The 22108-nt window shown below is 40.6% G+C and carries 25 protein-coding genes; 10 read left to right on the forward strand and 15 right to left on the reverse strand.

Annotation, left to right across the window (positions count from 1 at the left end):
• The first annotated feature begins 246 nt into the window (after window positions 1-246).
• Window positions 247-951 (forward strand): CPBP family intramembrane glutamic endopeptidase, encoded by a 705-nt coding sequence (locus NMM19_RS01685; RefSeq protein WP_178895397.1) that lies wholly within the window; start codon window positions 247-249, stop codon window positions 949-951.
• A gap of 381 nt (window positions 952-1332) precedes the next feature.
• Here NMM19_RS01685 and NMM19_RS01690 read toward each other — a convergent pair whose 3' ends face one another.
• The 3 genes from NMM19_RS01690 to NMM19_RS01700 form a co-directional block, all read right to left on the reverse strand.
• Window positions 1333-2877 carry a peptide chain release factor 3 gene (locus NMM19_RS01690; RefSeq protein ID WP_049494232.1) on the reverse strand — a complete coding sequence of 515 codons (1545 nt, stop codon included), beginning with the start codon at window positions 2875-2877 and terminating at the stop codon, window positions 1333-1335.
• A 208-nt stretch (window positions 2878-3085) separates the two neighbouring features.
• Window positions 3086-3778 (reverse strand): TIGR02206 family membrane protein, encoded by a 693-nt coding sequence (locus NMM19_RS01695; protein ID WP_178895398.1) that lies wholly within the window; start codon window positions 3776-3778, stop codon window positions 3086-3088.
• Window positions 3779-3812: 34 nt separating this feature from the next.
• Window positions 3813-4487 carry a TIGR02206 family membrane protein gene (locus NMM19_RS01700; RefSeq protein ID WP_178895399.1) on the reverse strand — a complete coding sequence of 225 codons (675 nt, stop codon included), beginning with the start codon at window positions 4485-4487 and terminating at the stop codon, window positions 3813-3815.
• Between the two features lie 212 nt (window positions 4488-4699).
• Here NMM19_RS01700 and gatC point away from each other — a divergent pair, with 212 nt between their 5' ends.
• The 9 genes from gatC to nusB all read left to right on the forward strand — a co-directional run bounded on the left by gatC (window position 4700) and on the right by nusB (window position 12236).
• The gene (gene gatC / locus NMM19_RS01705; RefSeq protein WP_178895400.1) at window positions 4700-5002 is read left to right on the forward strand and encodes an Asp-tRNA(Asn)/Glu-tRNA(Gln) amidotransferase subunit GatC; all 303 of its coding nucleotides are present in this window, start codon (window positions 4700-4702) and stop codon (window positions 5000-5002) included.
• On the forward strand, window positions 5002-6468 hold the full coding sequence (gene gatA / locus NMM19_RS01710; protein ID WP_178895401.1) for an Asp-tRNA(Asn)/Glu-tRNA(Gln) amidotransferase subunit GatA: 1467 nt from the start codon (window positions 5002-5004) through the stop codon (window positions 6466-6468). The genes gatC and gatA overlap by 1 nt, the downstream gene beginning before the upstream one ends.
• Window positions 6468-7913 (forward strand): Asp-tRNA(Asn)/Glu-tRNA(Gln) amidotransferase subunit GatB, encoded by a 1446-nt coding sequence (gene gatB / locus NMM19_RS01715; protein WP_178895402.1) that lies wholly within the window; start codon window positions 6468-6470, stop codon window positions 7911-7913. The genes gatA and gatB overlap by 1 nt, the downstream gene beginning before the upstream one ends.
• Before the next feature lie 52 nt (window positions 7914-7965).
• The gene (locus NMM19_RS01720) at window positions 7966-8358 is read left to right on the forward strand and encodes a hypothetical protein (RefSeq protein ID WP_178895403.1); all 393 of its coding nucleotides are present in this window, start codon (window positions 7966-7968) and stop codon (window positions 8356-8358) included.
• 50 nt (window positions 8359-8408) lie between these two features.
• The gene (locus NMM19_RS01725) at window positions 8409-9395 is read left to right on the forward strand and encodes a zinc-ribbon domain-containing transport protein (RefSeq protein WP_178895404.1); all 987 of its coding nucleotides are present in this window, start codon (window positions 8409-8411) and stop codon (window positions 9393-9395) included.
• A gap of 9 nt (window positions 9396-9404) precedes the next feature.
• Window positions 9405-10769, forward strand: coding sequence for an SPFH domain-containing protein (locus NMM19_RS01730; RefSeq protein WP_178895405.1), 1365 nt, complete (start codon window positions 9405-9407; stop codon window positions 10767-10769).
• Between the two features lie 80 nt (window positions 10770-10849).
• Complete coding sequence (efp, locus tag NMM19_RS01735; protein WP_004251910.1) at window positions 10850-11410, forward strand: elongation factor P; 561 nt, start codon at window positions 10850-10852, stop codon at window positions 11408-11410.
• Between the two features lie 21 nt (window positions 11411-11431).
• Window positions 11432-11821, forward strand: a complete 390-nt coding sequence (locus NMM19_RS01740; RefSeq protein ID WP_006150382.1) for an Asp23/Gls24 family envelope stress response protein — start codon at window positions 11432-11434, stop codon at window positions 11819-11821.
• The gene (gene nusB / locus NMM19_RS01745; RefSeq protein WP_178895406.1) at window positions 11814-12236 is read left to right on the forward strand and encodes a transcription antitermination factor NusB; all 423 of its coding nucleotides are present in this window, start codon (window positions 11814-11816) and stop codon (window positions 12234-12236) included. The genes NMM19_RS01740 and nusB overlap by 8 nt, the downstream gene beginning before the upstream one ends.
• 119 nt (window positions 12237-12355) lie before the next feature.
• On the opposite strand, the gene NMM19_RS01750 is transcribed toward nusB, so the two are convergent.
• From NMM19_RS01750 to NMM19_RS01805, 12 genes are all read right to left on the reverse strand, one after another.
• The gene (locus NMM19_RS01750; RefSeq protein WP_178895407.1) at window positions 12356-13123 is read right to left on the reverse strand and encodes an acetyl-CoA carboxylase carboxyl transferase subunit alpha; all 768 of its coding nucleotides are present in this window, start codon (window positions 13121-13123) and stop codon (window positions 12356-12358) included.
• On the reverse strand, window positions 13120-13986 hold the full coding sequence (gene accD, locus NMM19_RS01755; RefSeq protein ID WP_049527076.1) for an acetyl-CoA carboxylase, carboxyltransferase subunit beta: 867 nt from the start codon (window positions 13984-13986) through the stop codon (window positions 13120-13122). The genes NMM19_RS01750 and accD overlap by 4 nt, the downstream gene beginning before the upstream one ends.
• A gap of 34 nt (window positions 13987-14020) precedes the next feature.
• Window positions 14021-15388: an acetyl-CoA carboxylase biotin carboxylase subunit gene (gene accC / locus NMM19_RS01760; protein WP_178895408.1), complete on the reverse strand. Its 1368-nt coding sequence runs from the start codon at window positions 15386-15388 to the stop codon at window positions 14021-14023.
• 11 nt (window positions 15389-15399) lie between these two features.
• Entirely contained in the window at window positions 15400-15822 is a 423-nt protein-coding gene (gene fabZ, locus NMM19_RS01765; protein WP_050086899.1) for a 3-hydroxyacyl-ACP dehydratase FabZ, read from the reverse strand.
• Complete coding sequence (gene accB, locus NMM19_RS01770; RefSeq protein ID WP_178895409.1) at window positions 15819-16301, reverse strand: acetyl-CoA carboxylase biotin carboxyl carrier protein; 483 nt, start codon at window positions 16299-16301, stop codon at window positions 15819-15821. Before accB ends, fabZ begins: the two co-directional genes overlap by 4 nt.
• A gap of 2 nt (window positions 16302-16303) precedes the next feature.
• On the reverse strand, window positions 16304-17539 hold the full coding sequence (gene fabF, locus NMM19_RS01775) for a beta-ketoacyl-ACP synthase II (RefSeq protein WP_178895660.1): 1236 nt from the start codon (window positions 17537-17539) through the stop codon (window positions 16304-16306).
• Window positions 17540-17561: 22 nt separating this feature from the next.
• The gene (fabG, locus tag NMM19_RS01780; RefSeq protein WP_036756905.1) at window positions 17562-18296 is read right to left on the reverse strand and encodes a 3-oxoacyl-[acyl-carrier-protein] reductase; all 735 of its coding nucleotides are present in this window, start codon (window positions 18294-18296) and stop codon (window positions 17562-17564) included.
• Between the two features lie 32 nt (window positions 18297-18328).
• Window positions 18329-19249, reverse strand: coding sequence for an ACP S-malonyltransferase (gene fabD / locus NMM19_RS01785; RefSeq protein WP_178895410.1), 921 nt, complete (start codon window positions 19247-19249; stop codon window positions 18329-18331).
• Window positions 19242-20216: an enoyl-[acyl-carrier-protein] reductase FabK gene (gene fabK, locus NMM19_RS01790; RefSeq protein WP_016466762.1), complete on the reverse strand. Its 975-nt coding sequence runs from the start codon at window positions 20214-20216 to the stop codon at window positions 19242-19244. The genes fabD and fabK overlap by 8 nt, the downstream gene beginning before the upstream one ends.
• Before the next feature lie 116 nt (window positions 20217-20332).
• Entirely contained in the window at window positions 20333-20557 is a 225-nt protein-coding gene (locus NMM19_RS01795; RefSeq protein ID WP_000257840.1) for an acyl carrier protein, read from the reverse strand.
• Window positions 20558-20614: 57 nt separating this feature from the next.
• The gene (locus tag NMM19_RS01800; RefSeq protein ID WP_178895411.1) at window positions 20615-21589 is read right to left on the reverse strand and encodes a beta-ketoacyl-ACP synthase III; all 975 of its coding nucleotides are present in this window, start codon (window positions 21587-21589) and stop codon (window positions 20615-20617) included.
• Complete coding sequence (locus NMM19_RS01805) at window positions 21589-22023, reverse strand: MarR family winged helix-turn-helix transcriptional regulator (RefSeq protein ID WP_178895412.1); 435 nt, start codon at window positions 22021-22023, stop codon at window positions 21589-21591. Before NMM19_RS01805 ends, NMM19_RS01800 begins: the two co-directional genes overlap by 1 nt.
• Window positions 22024-22108 lie beyond the last annotated feature (85 nt).

The raw sequence follows: 22108 nt of genomic DNA on the forward strand, positions 1-22108 counted from the left end.
CTTATCTTTCTTAGTTTATTTTTTCTGCACAATCCTTTAACCATACTTTCTGTCGGCTTTTATATCCTCTTGGGAGCTAGCTTTCTCAATTTTTTATTTCCGAAAACCTTAAGACAAGATTTATCCTTCTATAGTCATTTAATTCGAAATATCTTACTTGTTTTATCTACACTTATGTTCTGGTAATTAATAGAATTCCTATCCAAAGTATGCTATAATAAGATAAATTTTTTAGGAGATATTTGGATGAATTTTTTTAAAGATTATCGCAAAAGACTGCTTTGGTTAGGAATCTTTCTTGTCGCTATGTGCCTATCGCAAGTTCCTATCGTAACTTTAATGTTACTTCAAAAAACTCAACTTGGATCTATCTGGTCATCTCTAATAGTTGGGCTTGTCTCTACCGCTATTGTTACACTCTTTTTATACAGTGCTCACAAAAGTAAGTTATTAAATCTAAAATCAAAACTCTTTACTATTAATGACGCCCCTCGAATCGCTCTTAGTTATGTAGCCGTTGTCGCAGGAAATGTGATTGGTGCGATTTGGTTACAACTTCTGAAGCAAACAACTACTTCGAATCAAGAGGCTATCAATAGCATCATGTCAGAAAGCTCTCTAATTTCCAGCATTTTCGTGGTTGCAATAGTGGCACCTATTTGTGAGGAAGTTATCTGTCGAGGTATCATCCCTACTAAACTCTTCGAAGGATACGAGAAAATTGGATATATTTTCGGTTGGTTTCTCTTCACTATAGCCCATATACCAAATAATCTTCCTTCTTTCTTGATCTATGGCTGGATGTCTGCAGTACTAACTTGGACTGCTTATCGCACCAAACGACTAGAAATGTCTATCTTACTCCATTTAGTAATTAATGGAGTCAGCATTCTATTGCTTATCCTCCTTACATTCCTTATCAAGGTTGTTGGTATAGATGCTTTTCAATAAATGAAGGTTCCACTACTAATATAATTTAAAATAAAAAGACTAGAAATCTATCTAATTTCTAGTCTTTTTTGTCTATTCAAGAACGAAACACGAATTAAGTGTGAGAAGTGGCAACACGGAGTTAGTAAAGCAGGTAGCTAGACTGCTTCCTTTCTGTTACGACGGCAAAACCCACGAACCGATACCATTCGTGGGTTTTACCTAGTGAAGCGTTTAGGTAAACACTCTTAGCGCTTAGTGTTTAGTGTTTATTAGATTACGACACTTAGTTTTACAAATCGATTTCATTTGTAAAACTAAGTTAGTGAGGCAGTTAGGCAAGTCTTATAGGACTTGCCGTAGTCTACTTAAATTGCTTTGCAATCAAGTAGACTTACTGAATCACATCTTTTCTTCCAACTCCACATCTGGATACTTGTCGGCAAACCAGCGGAGGGCAAAGTCGTTTTCGAAAAGGAAGACTGGTTGGTCAAAGCGGTCCTTAGCCAAGATATTTCGGCTTGAAGACATACGTTCATCTAAATCTTCTGGTTTAATCCAACGAACTGTCTTTTTACCCATTGGAGTCATGACAACTTCAGCGTTATACTCGCCTTCCATACGGTGTTTAAAGACTTCGAACTGGAGTTGTCCAACAGCACCTAGCATATACTCACCTGTTTGGTAATTCTTATAAAGCTGGATGGCTCCTTCTTGTACCAACTGTTCCATTCCCTTGTGGAAGGATTTTTGTTTCATAACGTTCTTAGGTGAAACCTTCATGAAAATCTCAGGCGTGAAGGTTGGTAGTGGTTCAAACTCAAACTTGTTTTTCCCAACAGTTAACGTATCTCCAACCTGGTAGGTACCTGTATCATAAACCCCAATAATATCTCCAGCTACGGCATTAGTTACATTTTCACGACTTTCCGCCATAAATTGGGTGACATTAGAAAGTTTAGCTCCCTTACCAGTACGAGGCAAATTGATACTCATACCACGCTCAAATTCACCCGATACAATACGAACAAATGCGATACGGTCACGGTGTCGAGGGTCCATGTTGGCTTGAATTTTAAAGACAAAACCTGAGAAATCCTTATCATAAGGGTCGACAAGTTCACCGTCTGTTTTCTTGTGTCCATGAGGTTCTGGAGCAAACTTGAGGAAAGTTTCAAGGAAGGTCTGCACCCCAAAATTAGTCAAGGCCGAACCAAAGAAGACTGGTGTCAAATCACCTGCAAGAATGGCTTCCTCTGAGAATTCATTTCCTGCTTCATTCAAAAGCTCAATATCATCTTTCACTTGTTCATAGAAAGGGTTGCTAGCAAAGAGTTTATCGCCATCTTCTAGGCTGGCAAAACGTTCATCCCCTTTGTAGAGTTCCAAACGTTGGTTATAGAGGTCGTAGAGCCCCTCAAAGGCTTTCCCCATCCCGATCGGCCAGTTCATTGGATAACTTGCAATACCCAAGACTTCTTCCAATTCTTGCAAGAGATCTAGTGGTTCACGACCGTCACGGTCCAGCTTGTTCATAAAGGTAAAGACTGGAATCCCGCGGTGTTTGACAACCTCAAACAATTTCTTGGTTTGGGCCTCGATACCCTTGGCAGAGTCTACTACCATGACCGCAGCATCCACCGCCATCAAGGTACGATAGGTATCTTCTGAAAAGTCCTCGTGTCCTGGAGTGTCTAGGATGTTTACCCGTTTCCCATCGTAGTCAAACTGCATAACAGATGACGTGACTGAAATCCCACGTTGTTTCTCGATATCCATCCAGTCTGACTTAGCAAAGTTTCCTGTTTTCTTCCCTTTTACAGTACCTGCCTCACGAATCTCTCCCCCAAAATAGAGCAATTGCTCAGTAATGGTTGTTTTCCCCGCGTCCGGGTGAGAGATGATGGCAAAGGTACGGCGTTTCTTAATTTCTTCTTGAATACTCATAAGTTCTCTTTCTTTCTACTTTTTTAATTATTTTAATTTATAATCACTCTTTATTACATCGGACCCTAACATTCCTTTCAACACTTCATTATATCGGATTTTAGAGAGTTTTTCAATTGCTTACACAAGAAAAAGCAGGTCAAGATACTAGACCTGCTCTTCAGATTCTTTATTCATTATTTATTTTGTATCGCTAGTAACAATCTCTTCAAAATTTAATTTTTTCTAGAGCAATTTTCTTTTGCCAACGTTTTTTAAACAAAATATCAAAGAGCACTAAGGCTGACGAAAGAATGATTGAAACCAGAAGATACTTTATCCATATAGGGGCATCTGGAATAAAAGGTGTGGTATTCAAAAGTCCATAGTTCCCACCTGTTACTTGATTGACCCCAACTAGGAAAAGGTTGAGAATAAAAGTGTAGGCAATAATTCGATACTTTTTAAGTAGGTTTTTATCGTAGTGATTCATGAGATAAACCAGGGAATTGACCAAGAGAGCATAATGGCCAATCAGGAAAGAAAAGCTGGTAATATGCGGGAAATCATAGGGGTCAAAAACAGGGTAGCCCAAGGCAAATACTGCTCCACTGGCTCCCAAAAGGGCAAAATACTGCTTGGTTTTCCATTTATCTGGCAAGAATACTACTGCAAACATGGCCAAACGGCAATGGTAAAGAGGCAGGCTGTTCGAAAATGGAATGCTAAAGCCTATATACCAGGTATAAAGAGCTAGCAATTGCGCTATTTGAATCCACTTAAACAATCGAACAAATTTGGGATTTTTGTAGTAAGTAAGAGAAGCATAAATAGACAAGGCGAGAAGGCCTATCATAACTCCATACCAAAAAATCGGAATAGGCGGTGGCGTCGTTTGGGTTCTTGTAATAAAATGATGCATAAAGTCTCCTTAAGGTAACGAATTCAGTTGTATATTAACTATTCTTATGTTTATATTTAGCGAGTTGATTGATAAGGATGAGAATACCTGTCATCAAACTGGTCACTATCAAATAGTTAAGCAAACTACCATGATCCCCAATCACAGGCGGCTTGCTCATAAAGCCATAATTTCCTCCTGTCAAGAGGTTGGCTATCAAGATAATGGCATTAACTCCAAGAGTCATCTGGCATATTTTCCAAGTATCCCCTTTTTCAACTTTATAATATCTAACAAGATAAATCAAGCAGTTAGCCAAGAGGGCCAAGTGTCCGAAAACATTGTTCACGGACGAAACATGAGGGAAAGGAAAAGGATAAAAGACTGGATAAACCAAGGCCATGATAGAACCAAAAACTCCAACCAGGGCAAAATATTGCTTGAAAAAGGTCTTATCCGGAGCAAATAGAATAATCCACATAGCCATGCGACTATGGTAAAAAGGGAGAGCCTCAGATAGGGGCAGACGTGCAGCAATATACCAAGCGTTGATGATGAGCAACTGAATCAATTGTCCCCAATACCAAAATTCTCGGTAACGTTTAGAGCTTGCATAGCGCATCGATAAAACAGCTATGATTACCAAAGAAGTAGGTAATAAAAAGTAAAATGCTCCTAAATGAGGAGGGACTGTCTTTTTACTGGTAAAAAGTAACTCCCAAAGCGTCATGTGTCATCCTTAACGTCTTCTAGTTGGGTTAATGATACATCCTTTTTACCAACTAAAAACGACTGTTATTCTTTCTTCTAATTTCAACCATTATATCGAAATAAAAAGTATTTTTCAATTTCTGTTTCTTTTTAGCTTGACTTGCCTTATTTATAGGAAAATATGGTAAAATAGAACAGATAAAGAATCATCATTTCACGAAAGGATAAAAGATGAAAATTACGCAAGAAGAGGTGACTCACGTTGCCAATCTTTCTAAATTAAAATTCACTGAAAATGAAACAGCTGAGTTTGCGACAACCTTGTCTAAAATTGTTGATATGGTTGAATTGCTCAGTGAAGTTGACACAACTGGTGTTGAACCAACGACTACCATGGCTGATCGTAAGACCGTATTGCGACCGGATGTTGCTGAAAAAGGAACTGACCGTGACCGCTTGTTTAAAAATGTACCTGAAAAAGAAAACTACTATATCAAGGTACCAGCTATCCTAGATGACGGAGGAGATGCCTAATGACTTTTAACAATAAAACGATTGAAGATTTGCACAACCTCCTTGTTTCTAAGGAAATTTCAGCAACAGAACTTACCCAAGCGACACTTGACGATATCAAGGCGCGTGAAGAGGCTATCAATGCCTTTGTCACTATCGCTGAAGATCAAGCTCTTGCTCAAGCTAAAGCTATTGATGAAGCTGGAATCGATGCTGACAATGTTCTTTCAGGGATTCCCCTAGCTGTTAAGGATAACATTTCTACAGATGGTCTCTTAACAACAGCAGCCTCAAAAATGCTCTATAACTACGAGCCTATCTTTGATGCCACAGCTGTTGCCAATGCAAAATCTAAGGGCATGATTATTGTCGGAAAAACCAACATGGATGAGTTTGCTATGGGTGGTTCTGGCGAAACATCATATTATGGACCAACTAAAAATGCTTGGGACCACAGCAAGGTTCCTGGTGGATCATCAAGTGGTTCAGCTGCTGCTGTAGCTTCTGGACAAGTCCGTTTATCACTTGGTTCTGATACTGGTGGATCTATCCGCCAACCTGCTGCCTTCAACGGGATCGTTGGTCTCAAGCCAACCTATGGAACTGTTTCACGTTTTGGTCTTATTGCCTTTGGTAGTTCATTAGACCAGATTGGGCCTTTCGCTCCAACTGTGAAGGAAAACGCCCTATTGCTCAATGCGATTGCCAGTGAAGATGCCAAAGACTCTACTTCTGCTCCTGTTCGTGTAGCAGACTTTACTTCAAAAATCGGTCAAGACATTAAGGGCATGAGAATTGCTTTGCCTAAGGAATACCTTGGTGAAGGGATTGACCCAGAGGTAAAGGAATCTATCCTCAACGCTGCTAAGCACTTTGAAAAACTTGGTGCTATCGTTGAAGAAGTTAGCCTTCCTCACTCTAAATACGGAGTTGCCGTTTACTACATTATCGCTTCATCAGAAGCATCATCAAACTTACAACGTTTTGACGGTATCCGTTACGGCTACCGCGCAGAGGATGCAACGAATCTTGATGAAATCTATGTAAACAGCCGTAGCCAAGGCTTCGGCGAAGAAGTAAAACGCCGTATCATGCTTGGTACTTTCAGTCTTTCATCAGGTTACTATGATGCCTACTACAAGAAGGCTGGACAAGTCCGTACCCTCATCATCCAAGATTTCGAAAAAGTCTTTGCTGATTATGACTTGATTTTGGGACCAACTGCTCCTAGCGTTGCCTACGACTTGGATTCACTCAACCATGATCCAGTTGCTATGTACTTGGCTGACCTTTTGACTATCCCTGTCAACTTGGCTGGTCTGCCAGGAATTTCTATTCCTGCTGGATTTGTTCAAGGTCTACCAGTAGGACTCCAATTGATTGGTCCTAAATATTCAGAAAAGACTATTTACCAAGCTGCTGCTGCTTTTGAAGCAACAACAGATTACCACAAACAACAACCCGTGATTTTTGGAGGTGATAACTAATGAACTTTGAAACAGTCATTGGACTTGAAGTCCACGTAGAGCTCAACACCAATTCAAAAATCTTCTCACCTACTTCTGCCCACTTTGGAAATGACCAAAACGCCAATACTAACGTAATTGACTGGTCTTTCCCAGGAGTACTACCTGTTCTCAATAAAGGTGTTGTGGATGCTGGTATCAAGGCAGCTCTTGCCCTCAACATGGACATACACCAGAAGATGCACTTTGACCGCAAGAACTACTTCTATCCTGACAATCCTAAAGCCTACCAAATTTCTCAGTTTGATGAGCCAATCGGTTACAACGGTTGGATTGAAGTAGAACTTGAAGATGGTACAACTAAGAAAATCGGTATCGAACGTGCCCACTTGGAAGAAGATGCCGGTAAGAACACCCACGGAACAGATGGTTTCTCTTATGTCGACCTCAACCGCCAAGGGGTGCCTTTGATTGAGATTGTATCTGAAGCCGACATGCGTTCACCAGAAGAAGCTTACGCTTATCTAACAGCTCTTAAGGAAGTTATTCAGTACGCTGGTATTTCTGACGTTAAGATGGAGGAAGGGTCTATGCGTGTGGATGCCAATATCTCTCTTCGTCCTTATGGTCAAGAGAAATTCGGTACCAAGACTGAGTTGAAAAACTTGAACTCCTTCTCAAACGTGCGTAAGGGTCTTGAATACGAAGTGCAACGTCAGGCTGAAATCCTTCGCTCAGGTGGTCAAATTCGCCAAGAAACACGTCGTTACGACGAAGCTAATAAAGCAACTATCCTCATGCGTGTTAAGGAAGGTGCTGCAGACTACCGCTACTTCCCAGAACCAGATCTACCACTCTTTGAAATCTCAGATGAGTGGATTGAGGAAATGCGTACTGAGTTACCAGAGTTTCCAAAAGAACGCCGTGCTCGCTATGTCTCTCAACTCGGATTATCAGACTACGATGCTAGCCAGTTGACTGCCAATAAAGTCACTTCTGACTTCTTTGAGAAAGCAGTTGCCCTTGGTGGCGATGCTAAGCAAGTCTCAAACTGGCTCCAAGGTGAAGTCGCTCAGTTCTTGAATGCTGAAGGTAAGACACTAGAACAAATTGAGTTAACTCCAGAAAACTTAGTAGAAATGATCGCTATCATCGAAGACGGCACTATTTCATCTAAGATTGCCAAGAAAGTCTTTGTCCACCTTGCTAAAAATGGTGGAGGTGCTCGTGAATACGTTGAAAAAGCCGGTTTGGTTCAGATCTCAGATCCAGATATCTTGATTCCAATCATCCATCAAGTCTTTGCTGATAACGAAGTTGCTGTTGCCGACTTCAAGTCAGGAAAACGTAACGCTGACAAGGCCTTCACAGGATTCCTCATGAAAGCAACCAAGGGCCAAGCCAATCCACAAGTTGCTCTTAAACTACTTTCCCAAGAATTGGCTAAGTTGAAAGAGAACGAGTAAATATACTTTCGTTAATAGCCTTTTCTACTAAAAAATAGAATAAGGAGAATAAATGAACAAATTTTTACGAGTACTATTTATTTTAGTTATTATCGCAATGTTGGGTGCTTCTATTCTACAAATCTTTCTCCCATCCTATATGGGAGAGCATTCTGGTTACGGTATTTCTGTAGGATGGCAAAGAGAAATTGGAATTTGGAATCTAGCTGTCTTAATTATTATTCTTGCTGTTAATATTAAGTACGATTGGTTTTACCTGAGAATTGCCCTTCTTGCCCTTATTATTGGTGGTATAGGAATAGGAACAAATCATTTGTTAAGTTTTATTGAATTTCATTCTCCTGTTAATGCGATTGGTGCTATCGAGAATTATTTACTCGTATTTGGTTGGATTATAGGGTGGTTTATTGAAAATAAAACAATAAAACTCCAAAACTCTTTATAGACATAAAATTTAGCAAAAACTATTTTTGTACTCACATAGTTAGGAGACATATGAAAAAGTTATATACTCTTATCGCTACTTTCTTGCTTCTTCTCTTTGTGACACCCCTGCAATCAATCGATGCAGGTGTTGGACATTCTCGAAGTGGTAGCTCTAGTCACAGTAGCTCACGAAGCAGTAGCAGTTCTCGAAGTAGTAGTTCTAGCCGAAGTCGTTCAAATGGTAGTTCTTCTTCTAGAAGCAGCTATCGTTCTGGCGGTAGCTACTCAAGTTTAGATGGTTCTCTAGGGACAGGAATGAGCATTCTTATCATGTTTGGTGTCGGAGCTTTCTTACTCTTCATGCTCATCAAATATTTGAGTGACCAGAATTCATCATCTGGTAAATCTTATGGCAGCTCGCCTAGCTACAATGCTGAACCAACACTTCACCGTCGAGTGATAAACAACACCTTGGCTATCGATCGTGTCCGTTCTGGGGACCCAAACTTTGATGCAGACACTTTCACTTCATGGGTTAAAGAAGTCTATATCCAATTACAGGCAGCCTGGACTAAAAAAGATTGGAATTTGGTGCGTTCTCTTGAAAGTGCCAGCCTCTACTCTCAACATAGTGCCCAACTGGAAGACTATATCCAATCTCAAACAACGAATATTTTGGAACGAGTTTATGTCGAGAATGTTCGAATCAAAGATTTCTACGAAAATCCAGATGGAAATGATACTCTAGTTGTTATCCTTTCATCTACTTTGAGAGACTATGTCATCGAAGATAAGACTCGTAAGGTTATTGAGGGAGACCCTCAAAAAGATTTATTTACAGTTTATCAAATGAACTTCATCCGCAAACATGGCAGTCAAACCGAAAGCTCTGTCCAAGATGAAGCCGTTAGCGACCGCTGTCCAAACTGTGGCGCTCCACTGAAAATATCAGCTATCAGCAAATGTGACTATTGCGGATCTGATATCACCCGTAGTCCAAACCAATGGGTTCTTGATACCTATGAAGTTGTGGATGAAGACGAACTATATAATTAGGAGGAAATTATGGGATTTATTCGTATGGCCAAAGAGCAAATTAAGGGAGTTGTTGATGTTGCCAAATCTGCTGGAATTAATAGTCTTAATGACAGTAAATTTAAGGAAGCCGTTGTACTTCCAGAACACGTATCATCAGAAGCATTAGCTGTTAAAGGAATTCTTCTTACAAAAGACCCTGACGGAGTTTCTAGACAAGGTAATCAACATACAGGACTTTTAACAGATGGTTCTGTCGTAATTGTGCCACAAGGTTATGTTGCTATCCTTGTAAATAACGGTACTTTCCTTGGTGATGTTTTAGAAGCTGGTAGCCATGAATGGCGCTCTGGCGAAAACGCTTGGCTTCTAGAAAAAGGGGGAATTAAGGGCACTTGGGAAAACTTCAAGCACCGCTTTTCATTCGCTGGTCAAGTCGTTACTCAACAAGAAATCATCTTTGTCCGTATCCAACCGATTGCGGGTAATAAATTTGGTACCCAAAACGCTGTAGAATACTTCAGTGAACGTTACCAACAATTGCTCAACATCCGTTTCTATGGTTTATTTGATATCAAGATTTCTGATCCAGTCCTTTTCTACGTTAGCTCAATCAGTCAACAGATTGAAGAACATAAACCATTTACACTCCAAGATATTGCTCAAGGAACTCTTCGACAAAATATCTCTCCTAAAATTGCTATCGCAATTTCCAAATTCACTAATGAGTACCGAGTTGATATCTATAGCCTAAATGCTAATCAGGATACCTTCAATGAAATCGCTAAACAAGAAGTCAACAAGGTATGGACAGGACTTTACGGTATTGAAGCAACCAATATCCTTCTTGAGGATTTGAGCTACGACCAAGAAAGCTTGGAACTTGTTCGAAAACTTGACAGCGAACTCGTTGCAATGAAATACAATACCATCGAAATTGAAGAACGTCGTGCTCGTAACGAAGCTCTAATTGCGGCAGCCAATAACGAAGGTAATGGCAATGGTATGAACATGTTTATGGGTATGAATCTCGGTCAAACTCTCGGTGGCCAACTCACCCAACAAGCTCAACCTGTTAGTCCAAATCAAACTGTTCCCCCAGTACAACCTGCTGATCCAAACCAAGCATTTACTCCGACCCAAACTGCAAGTCCTGAGCAAGTTGCTAGCCCAGTAGAAACTGTTATCCCTGAACAACCCGCTAACTCAGTAGAAACTACTAATCCAGAAGTAACAACTCCTGTTCAAGAATCTACAACTCAAGAAGTAACAACTCCTTCAGTAGAAACTACTAGTCAAGAAAAACCAACTAATAAAAACTTCTACATCGAAGTCGATGGCAAGTACGTATTAGTAACCAAAGATGAAGAAGGAAACATCGTTCCTGTCAACTAATCTCACTTCCCTGATATTTGAGAAATCTTACGACTTATGATACAATAAAGAGTAAATTATTTTATTAAAGAGGTAAAAACATGATTGAAGCAAGTAAATTAAAGGCTGGTATGACCTTTGAAACAGCTGACGGAAAATTGATCCGCGTTTTGGAAGCTAGCCACCACAAACCAGGTAAAGGAAACACTATCATGCGTATGAAATTGCGTGATGTCCGTACTGGTTCAACATTTGAAACTAGCTACCGCCCAGAGGAAAAATTTGAACAAGCGATTATCGAAACTGTGCCAGCACAATACTTGTACAAAATGGATGATACAGCTTATTTCATGAACACTGAAACTTACGACCAATACGAAATTCCTGTTGTAAATGTTGAAAATGAATTGCTTTACATCCTTGAAAATTCTGAAGTTAAAATTCAATTTTATGGAACTGAAGTAATCGGTGTAACAGTACCTACAACTGTTGAATTGACAGTTGCTGAAACTCAACCTTCTATTAAAGGTGCTACTGTTACCGGTTCTGGTAAACCAGCTACAATGGAAACTGGACTTGTCGTTAACGTTCCAGACTTCATCGAAGCAGGACAAAAACTCGTTATCAACACTGCAGAAGGAACTTACGTTTCTCGTGCCTAATCTCTAGAAAGAGGTCATTCTATGGGAATTGAAGAACAATTAGGCGAAATCGTTATCGCCCCACGTGTACTTGAAAAAATCATTGCAATCGCTACAGCTAAAGTTGATGGTGTCCACTCTTTTTCAAACAAATCAGTATCTGACACCCTTTCAAAACTTTCACTTGGTCGTGGCGTCTATCTAAAAGAATCTGAAGAAGAGCTAACAGCTGATATCTATCTCTATCTTGAGTATGGTGTCAAGGTTCCTAAGGTTGCAATGGCTATTCAAAAAGCTGTAAAAGATGCCGTTCGTAATATGGCTGATGTTGAACTCAATGCTGTGAATATTCACGTTGCTGGTATTGCACCAGATAAGACACCAAAACCAGCATTAAAAGATTTGTTTGATGAGGACTTCCTCAATGACTAGTCCATTATTAGAATCTAGACGCGAACTACGAAAATGTGCCTTCCAAGCACTGATGAGTCTTGAATATGGTTCTGATATTGAAACAGCTTGTCGCTTCGCTTATACTCATGATCGAGAAGACGACGAGGTAAAACTCCCTAGCTTCCTAATCGATCTTGTATCTGGTGTTCAAGCTCAAAAAGAGGAACTAGACAAACAAATCACTCAGCATTTAAAGGCTGGTTGGACGATTGAACGTTTAACCTTAGTTGAAAAGAATTTATTGCGTTTGGGAGTTTTCGAAATCACTTCATTTGATACTCCTCAACTCGTAGCTGTGAATGAAGCTATTGAACTTGCAAAAAGCTTTTCAGATCAAAAATCAGCCCGTTTCATCAACGGACTGCTCAGCCAGTTTGTAACTGAAGAAAACTAAATATAGAAAAAAGTGTTTGACTATTATCAAACACTTTTTTACTACACTTCCATCGAAACTTGGAGTCCAGGTTAACAAAAAAGTTAGAACTATTATAAGTTCTAGCTTTTTTATATTTCTTAATATTTTCTAAAGCGTTTGTAACGTTCCTCAATAAGTTGATCTAGTGGAAGTTTCCCAAGTTCATCAAGTTCTGCTCGGAGTTGTTCTTTGACTTGCTTGATTAAATCTTTGCTTGATAGGCCCACCTCAGAAATAACCTTATCTACAATCTTCATATCTAGCAATTCGAAAGAAGTAATTTTCATCAACTCTGCAGCTTCCATGGCACGACTGCCATCTTTCCAAAGAATAGACGCAAATCCTTCAGGACTGAGAACTGCATAGATTGAGTTTTCTAACATCCAAACACGGTCAGCTACTGCAAGAGCTAGGGCTCCACCAGAACCACCTTCACCAATAATAATGGCAATAATTGGCACCTTAAGATCGCTCATCTCCATGAGGTTACGAGCAATAGCTTCACCTTGACCACGCTCCTCTGCACCGACACCAGGATAGGCACCCGCAGTGTTGATAAAGGTTACAACAGGACGACCAAATTTTTCAGCCTGCTTCATCAAGCGAAGGGCTTTTCGATAGCCTTCTGGATGAGGTTGACCAAAGTTACGGTTAAGATTGTCTTGTAAACTTTTACCTTTTTGAATCCCAACAACAGTTACTGCTTGGTCTCCCAACCAACCGATACCACCAATAACAGCACCATCATCTCGGAAAGAGCGATCACCATGGAGCTCTACAAAGTCATCAAATATTCCGGTTGCGAAGTCCAAGGCAGTTAAGCGGGTTTGTTCACGTGCTTCTCTGACGATTTTTGCAATATTCATAAACAATCCCCCTTATGTAACCTTACTAATCGAGCAATCATATCTGGCAATTCTCTCCGTTTAACAATCGCATCCACAAAGCCATGTTCTAACAAAAACTCTGCCTTCTGGAAATCCTCTGGCAAATCTTCCCTTACGGTATTTTCAATGACACGGCGTCCAGCAAATCCTACTAAACTTTGAGGCTCTGCCAAGATGATATCACCCTCCATAGCAAAGGAAGCTGTAACACCACCAGTTGTTGGATCAGTAAGGATTGTTAGGTAAAATAAACCTGCATTGGAATGACGTTTGACTGCTGCAGAGATTTTAGCCATCTGCATCAAACTCATGATTCCTTCTTGCATACGTGCTCCACCAGATGCTGTAAACAAGACGACTGGTAATTTTTCAGCTGTCGCGTATTCAAACAAACGAGTGATTTTTTCACCAACTACTGTTCCCATAGATGCCATGATAAAATTAGAATCCATGATTCCGAGAGCAACTTTCTCACCCTTAATCAAAGCAGTTCCTGTGACAACAGCCTCATCAAGACCTGTTTTTTCACGCATAGAGGCTAATTTTTTCTGGTAACCTGGAAATTCCAATGGATCTTGCGTCTCAATTCCTGTGAACATCTCTAGGAAGCTTCCCATATCAATGGTTAAAGCAAGGCGCTCTTGAGCTGAAATACGGAAGGTATAGCCACAGTGAGGACAAATACGTTCACTCCCCAAGTCCTTTTGGTAAATCGTATATTTGCAACCTGGACATTGGGAGAAGAGCTCATCTGGAACCTCTGGCTTGATCTGAGGTTGATTTACAGTCGAACGATTGGGATTGATTCGAATATATTTATCTTTTTTACTAAATAGAGCCATACATCCCCCTTTTCAGTCTTATACTATTTTTACATTATTCTTTTTCTTGATAGTGTGGTAAGAAAGTTTCCATCAAGAATGAAGTATCGTAGTCTCCTGCTATCACGCGACGATCTGAAATCAAATCGAGTTGGAAATCAGCATTAGTGACAACCCCTTCAATTTCGAGCTCATAAAGAGCTCGTTGCATTTTCATGAGTGCATCAAAACGATTTTCACCATGAACAATAATTTTAGCAATCATACTATCATAGTATGGCGGAATGGTATAACCAGGATAAACTGCTGAGTCCACTCGCAAGCCCACACCACCACTTGGTAGATAAAGATTGGTAATCTTACCTGGACTTGGTGCAAAATTAAAGGCTGGGTTTTCTGCATTGATACGGCACTCAATAGCATGTCCTTTTAGAACAATGTCTTCTTGCTTCAAGGTCAAAGATTGACCTGCAGCGATTCGGATTTGTTCCTTGACAATATCCACACCTGAAACAAATTCAGTTACCGGGTGTTCCACTTGGACACGCGTATTCATTTCCATAAAGTAGAATTTACCAGTCGCTTCATCTAGCAGGAATTCAATGGTACCAGCGTTTTCGTAGCCTACAGACTCCGCTGCACGTACTGCCGCTGCACCAATTTCATTACGAAGTGTTTTCCCGATAGCAATCGAAGGACTTTCTTCTAAAACCTTTTGGTTATTCCGTTGAAGCGAACAGTCACGCTCTCCTAGGTGAATAACATGTCCCATCTGGTCAGCAAGAATCTGTACTTCAATATGGCGAGCAGGATAAATCACACGCTCAAGATACATAGCCCCATTACCAAAGTTGGCTTTAGCTTCACTAGAGGCTGTTTCAAAGGCTGACACAAGATCCTCTGCCTTTTCAACCTTACGAATCCCTTTACCACCACCTCCAGCTGAAGCTTTCAGCATAACTGGATAACCAATTTTTTCAGCAATAGCAAGAGCCTCTTCTGCAGTATGGACTTCGCCATCTGATCCTGGAATGACAGGTACATTAGCCTTAATCATTTGAGCACGGGCGTTAATTTTATCTCCCATGACATCCATGACACGAGCTGATGGTCCGATAAATTTGATACCAACTTCTTCACACATGGTTGCAAACTTGGAATTTTCACTTAAAAAACCAAATCCAGGGTGAATAGCTTCAGCTTCAGTCAATACTGCAGCTGATAGGATGGCATTGATGTTCAGATAAGATTCTGTAGCCTTCCCAGGGCCGATACAGATAGCCTCATCAGCCAAAAGCGTGTGGAGAGCTTCCTTGTCAGCAGTTGAATAGACAGCGACTGTTGCAATTCCTAACTCTCGTGCCGCACGAATAATACGAACAGCAATTTCACCACGATTGGCAATTAAAATCTTACGAAACATGGAAAACCTCCCTAGTTTCCAATAGCAAATGTCAGAGTACCGCTTGCTGCAAGCTTACCATCTACTTCTGCCTTCGCTTCTACTACGGCGATTGTGCCACGACGTTTGATAAAAGTTGCTGTCATGACAAGCTGATCACCAGGAACAACTTGTTTTTTAAATTTCACTTTGTCCATACCAGCATAGAAAACAAGTTTCCCTTTGTTTTCAGGTTTAGACAATTCCAAAACACCTGCTGTTTGTGCCAAAGCTTCCATGATCAGGACACCTGGCATTACAGGGTATTGAGGAAAATGACCGTTGAAGAAAGGTTCGTTAATCGTCACATTTTTAATGGCAACGATTGTATCTTCACTGACCTCCAAGACACGATCCACTAAGAGCATCGGATAGCGGTGGGGCAAAGCTTCTTTAATTCCTTGAATATCAATCATTTGATACGTACCAAGCCTTTCCCGAACTCAACCATTTCTTCATTTTCAACAAGAATTTCTGTTACGACACCGTCTTTAGGTGCTGGAATTTCGTTCATGACCTTCATAGCTTCGATGATGACCAAGGTTTGGCCTTTTTTAACAGTATCACCAACTGAAACAAAATTAGGTTTATCTGGTCCGGCAGCCAAGTAAGCAACTCCGACAAGTGGACTTTCTACAAGGTCTCCTTCAGCTACAGACTCAGTAACACTTGATTCTGAAACTGCTTCTGCAGCTGGTGTTGTAGTTGGAGCTTGTGGTGCAACTGTAGGTGCAGTTGCTGGAACCACAGGTTGAGGTGCTGGACTTGTTTCAGCAACAAGTTTTGCTTCATTCTTACTGAAGACCAACTCGTCCGTTCCATTTTTATAAGAAAATTCTTTCAAGCTCGACTGGTCAAATTGTGCCATCAAGTCTTTGATTTCATTTAAATTCATCTTTACTTATTCTCCCAACGTTTGAAAGCAAGAACTGCATTATGCCCACCAAATCCAAAAGTATTTGAGATAGCATAAGGAATTTCACGTTCCACACCTTGTCCATAAATAACGTTTGCTTCAATGTAGTCTGACAATTCTGTTGTTCCAGCTGTCATTGGAACATAGTTGTTACGGATTGCTTCAATTGTTGCAATGGCTTCAACTGCACCTGCTGCACCGAGCAAGTGTCCTGTAAATGACTTGGTTGAAGATACAGGTACTTCTTTACCGAGAACCGCTACAATCGCTCCGCTTTCTCCTTTTTCATTAGCTGGAGTTGATGTACCGTGTGCATTAACGTAGGCTACTTGGTCTGGTGTAATCTCAGCTTCCTCCAAGGCAAGTTTGATAGCTTTAATAGCACCTTGGCCTTCTGGATGTGGTGAAGTCATATGGTAGGCATCACAAGTATTTCCATAACCAACAACTTCAGCTAGGATAGTTGCACCACGTTTTTCAGCATGTTCTAAACTTTCAAGAACCAACATACCTGATCCTTCACCCATAACAAATCCATTACGGTCTTTGTCAAATGGAATAGAAGCACGAGTTGGGTCCTCTGTTGTTGAAAGAGCTGTTAAGGCTTGGAAACCGGCAATCGCAAATGGTGTAATAGAAGATTCTGAACCACCAACAAGCATGATATCTTGGAAACCAAATTTGATAGAACGGAAGGCATCTCCGATAGCATCATTTGATGAAGCGCAAGCTGTGTTGATAGATTTACAGATACCATTGGCACCAAAGCGCATAGCTACATTTCCTGCAGCCATATTTGGCAAAGCTTTTGGAAGTGTTAATGGTTTAACACGTTTTGGACCTTTTTCGTGAAGTCGAAGGACTTGGTCTTCGATTTCTCTGATTCCACCGATACCTGATGCAACGATGACACCAAAGCGGTCTTTATCAAGTGCTTCTACGTCAAGATTAGCATGGTCAACTGCTTCTTGAGCGGCATACAAGGCATACAAAGAATAGTCATCGAAACGATTGGTATCTTTTTTTACAAAATATTTGTCAAAAGGAAAATCATTAATCTCTGCTGCATTATGGACGTCAAAAGCACTGTGATCAAACTTGGTGATTTCACCAATCCCAATCTTTCCATTCTTTAAACTGTTCCAAAATTCTTCTGGCGTATTCCCAATTGGAGATGTTAATCCATAACCTGTTACTACTACACGATTTAGTTTCATTTTCATACCTCTATTTTAACTCTTATTGCATGGTAAGTCCACCATCAATTGCAATGACTTGTCCCGTTAGATAATCTTGGCTTGCAAGAAAGGCTGTGACCTCTGCCACTTGCTCAGCTTGGCCGAATTGTTTCATCGGAATTTGTGCCAACATGGCATCTTTTACCTTATCAGATAGGACTGCAGTCATATCTGATTCGATCATTCCTGGTGCAATGGCATTGACACGCACATTACGATTGGCCACCTCACGTGCTACTGATTTGGTAAATCCAATCAAACCAGCCTTAGATGCAGCGTAGTTTGCTTGACCGATATTTCCCATCAAACCAACGACACTAGACATATTGATAATGGCCCCTTCACGTGCTTTTATCATCTGCTTCAAGACTGCTTGCGTCATGTTGAAGGCTCCCGTTAGATTGACTTTCAAGACCTTCTCAAAATCTTCTTCTGTCATCTTCAGCATGAGAGTGTCTTGAGTAATCCCAGCGTTATTCACTAGGACGTCAACTGAGCCTAGCTCTTCAATCGCTTGATCCACCATGCGTTTTGCATCTGTGAAGTCAGAAACATCACCAGAAATAGCAAGGACCTTCACCCCGTAAGGTTTAAATTCGTCTAGAAGCTCCTCGGAGATTTCACCACGACTATTCAAGACAACGTTGGCTCCCAAGCTAGCAAATTTATGAGCAATGGCAAGACCAATTCCTCGACTTGAGCCTGTAATAAAGACATTTTTCTGTTCTAGTTTCATTTTTCTCCTTTCAGAACTTCTACTATTTTGGTCTAATTTTCTAAGAGTGCTTGTAAACTTGCTTGATCTTCAACATTTGCAAGTTGAGCAGTTTTATCAATCTTTTTGACGAATCCTGACAAGACTTTTCCAGGGCCAATCTCGATAAAACGAGTGACTCCCGCTTCTTGCATGACTGCAATGCTTTCATAAAAACGAACAGGTTCCTTAACTTGACGAGTCAAGAGTTCTGCAATTCGTTCTTTTTCCATGATCTTTGCTTCTGTATTACCAACAAGTGGACAAGCAAAGTCAGAAAATTCAACTTCTGTAAGGGCTTGAGCTAATTTTTGACTAGCAGATTCCAATAAAGCTGTATGGAAAGGCCCAGAAACATTTAGCGGAATTAAGCGTTTTGCTCCTGCTTCTTGCAAGAGTTCAACTGCACGATCCACAGCAACTACCTCACCACCAATAACAATTTGGCTTGGGGTATTGTAGTTAGCTGGAGTCACAACACCAAGTTGAGAAGCTTCTTGACAAGCTTGTTCAATAACTTCAACTGGAGTATTGAGTACGGCTACCATTTTACCAGATCCAGCAGGTGCCGCTTCTTCCATATAAGATCCACGCTTAGCAACTAGAGCCACCGCATCCTCAAAATCCAAAGCACCACTAGCTACGAGGGCAGAATATTCACCAAGAGACAGACCTGCCACCATATCTGGTTGGTAACCCTTCTCCTTTAGTAGTCGGTAAATGGAAACGGATGTAGCCAAAATAGCTGGTTGTGTGTAACGAGTCTGATTTAGCTTCGTTTCATCGTTATCAATCAAGTCACGAAGATCATAACCCAAGACCTGGCTAGCTTGGTCGATTGTTTCCTTGACGATAGCATATTGGTCATATAGTTCACGTCCCATTCCAAGGTACTGGGCTCCTTGACCTGCAAATAGAAAGGCTGTTTTAGTCATTTCTTGTAACTCCTGCCCAACGAGCGGCTTCTTTTTGAATTTTCTCAGCTGCACCATAGTAGATATCTTTTAAGATTTCTTCAACTGTTTCTTCTTTCGATACCAAACCTGCAATCTGGCCGGCCATTACTGAACCGCCATCCACATCACCATGGACAACAGCCTTAGCTAAGGCTCCAGCACCCATTTGCTCAAAGATTTCCAAATCTGGATTTTCTTGTTTAAAGGCATCTTTTTCAGCTTGCTCGAAATCACGAGTCAATTGGTTTTTGATAGCACGAACTGCGTGTCCAAAATGTTGTGCTGAAATCGTTGTATCAATATCTCGGGCTTTTAAAATTTTAGCTTTATAGTTTGGATGAGCATTAGATTCTTTAGCAACTACAAAACGAGTTCCTACTTGAACAGCTTCAGCACCAAGCATAAATCCAGCTGCAGCTCCCTCGCCGTCTGCAATACCACCTGCAGCGATAACAGGAATTGAAACAGCCGCCGCAACTTGGCGAACCAAGGTCATAGTTGTTAATTTACCAATATGTCCGCCGGCTTCCATACCTTCAGCAATGACAGCATCCGCACCGATTTTTTCCATACGTTTAGCCAAAGCAACACTTGGAACTACAGGAATAACGGTAATCCCCGCTTCATGGAATCGCTCCATGTATTTACTTGGGTTTCCTGCACCAGTTGTGACTACCTTAACCCCTTCTTCAATAACGAGGTCAACAATATCATCAACAAATGGAGACAAGAGCATAATGTTTACACCAAAAGGCTTGTCTGTTAAAGATTTAATCTTATCGATATTGGCTTTAACTACTTCTTTAGGTGCATTTCCCCCACCAATGATACCAAGCCCACCAGCTTTTGAAACAGCTCCAGCCAAATCTCCATCTGCCACCCAGGCCATTCCACCTTGGAAGATAGGATATTTAATATTTAATAGTTCAGTGATACGTGTTTTCATAGTGCCTCCATAAGTCTTGCTTACGTAATAGTTCGACTTTATTATAATTTGACGGTCAAACTATTACCTAAACAAGAGGGAGCGGGTCTCCCCTACTCCTTCTTTATTTATTCTAATTATTTTGTTTGCTCTTCAACGTAAGCAACCAAGTCGCCAACTGTTTTCAAGTTGTCTTCTGCTTCGATTTGGATATCAAAAGCGTCTTCGATTTCAGAGATTACTTGGAACAAGTCCAATGAATCTGCATCCAAATCATCAAAAGTAGATTCAAGTGTTACTTCTGATGCATCTTTTCCAAGTTCTTCAACGATAATTTCTTGTACTTTTTCAAATACTGCCATGATAGACTCCTTTAAAATAAATAGTTTTTTATAACAATGTGATCACCACATGATTACCTAAATTGTAACAATAAGTGTGCCCCATGTCAAACCTCCACCGAAACCTGACAAGAGAATTTTTTGGCTACCATCCAAATGGATGAGCCCTTCTTCTACACACTCAGAAAGTAAAATCGGGATACTTGCTGCACTAGTATTTCCATACTTCATCATATTAGCAGGAAGCTTGTCACGATCGACACCGATTTTTCTAGCCATCTTATCTAAAATGCGAATATTAGCTTGATGAAGCAAGAGATAATCGAGTTCATCTGCTGATATTGGACTTTTTTCGATGGTCTGTTTAATAGATTTAGCCACGTCTCGAATTGCAAAGTCAAAAACTGCTCTCCCATCCATTTTCAAGAAAACATCTGGTTCTTCTTGAATCGAAAATGGTGAAATCAATCCTGTCTGTCCATAAGTGAGACACTCACCACGAGAACCATCGCTATTGAGACTTTCAGCTAAGAAATGTTTTTGGTCACTTGCCTCAAGTAGCACTCCACCAGCTCCATCTCCGAACAAGACAGCTGTTGAGCGGTCAGACCAATCCAAAGATTTTGACATGGTCTCACTACCGATAACCAGACCCTTGCGATATGTTCCTGAAGAAATGAACTTTTCTGCAGTTGATAGGGCAAAGACAAATCCACTACAAGCGGCTGTTAAATCATAGGCAAAAGCCTTGTGAGCGCCAATTCTTGCCTGAACACGAGCTGCAGTAGAAGGCATCATCGAGTCAGGTGTCATAGTCGCCAGAATAATAAAATCTAGCTCTTCAGCAGAAATCCCTGCCTTGTCTATAAGTTGCTTTGCAACCTCTGTAGCCAAATCTCCTGTTGATTCTGTTTTAGAAATATGACGTTCTTTAATCCCTGTCCGACTTGAGATCCATTCATCACTCGTATCCATGACCTGAGCCAAGTCTTCGTTAGTGATAATCTGCTCTGGAGCATAATGAGCGACCTGGCTTATTTTTGCAAAAGCCATTACTTCAAATCCTCCAAAAAGTGATAAAGATTAGTCAACCCTTTACCCATAACTTCCATCTCTTCAGGACTCATGCTTTCGATAATTCTTTCGACCATGGCCTTATGGAAACGTTTGTGAAGACGGTGAACGAGACGACCTTTCTTTGTCAAATGCAGATGTACTACACGACGATCTTGATCTGAACGGATACGTTCGATGTATCCTTTTCTCTCCAAATTGTTTAAACTCGTTGTCACAGTCCCTAGAGTTACCATCAACTCTTTGGAAACTTGGCTCGGAGTCACTTCTGGATACTTGCCGATAACATCAATCGTGTGCATTTCTTTGATAGAGATATCCTTGAAACGACTACCTCGCAAACTTACTTCCTCGATTACTAGGACATTGTTAAAAATTGATGTTAAATAGTCATTGACTTGTTGGTAGTCCATTTCTCTTCCCTCCTTTACCAAAAAAGTTTAATAATCAAAACATTTGACAAGAAAAGTATATCAAACTTCAAAGAATAGTGCAAGT

Origin of the sequence: Streptococcus sp. CF8_St5-17, from assembly GCF_024295665.1 — a bacterium.
GTDB lineage: Bacteria > Bacillota > Bacilli > Lactobacillales > Streptococcaceae > Streptococcus.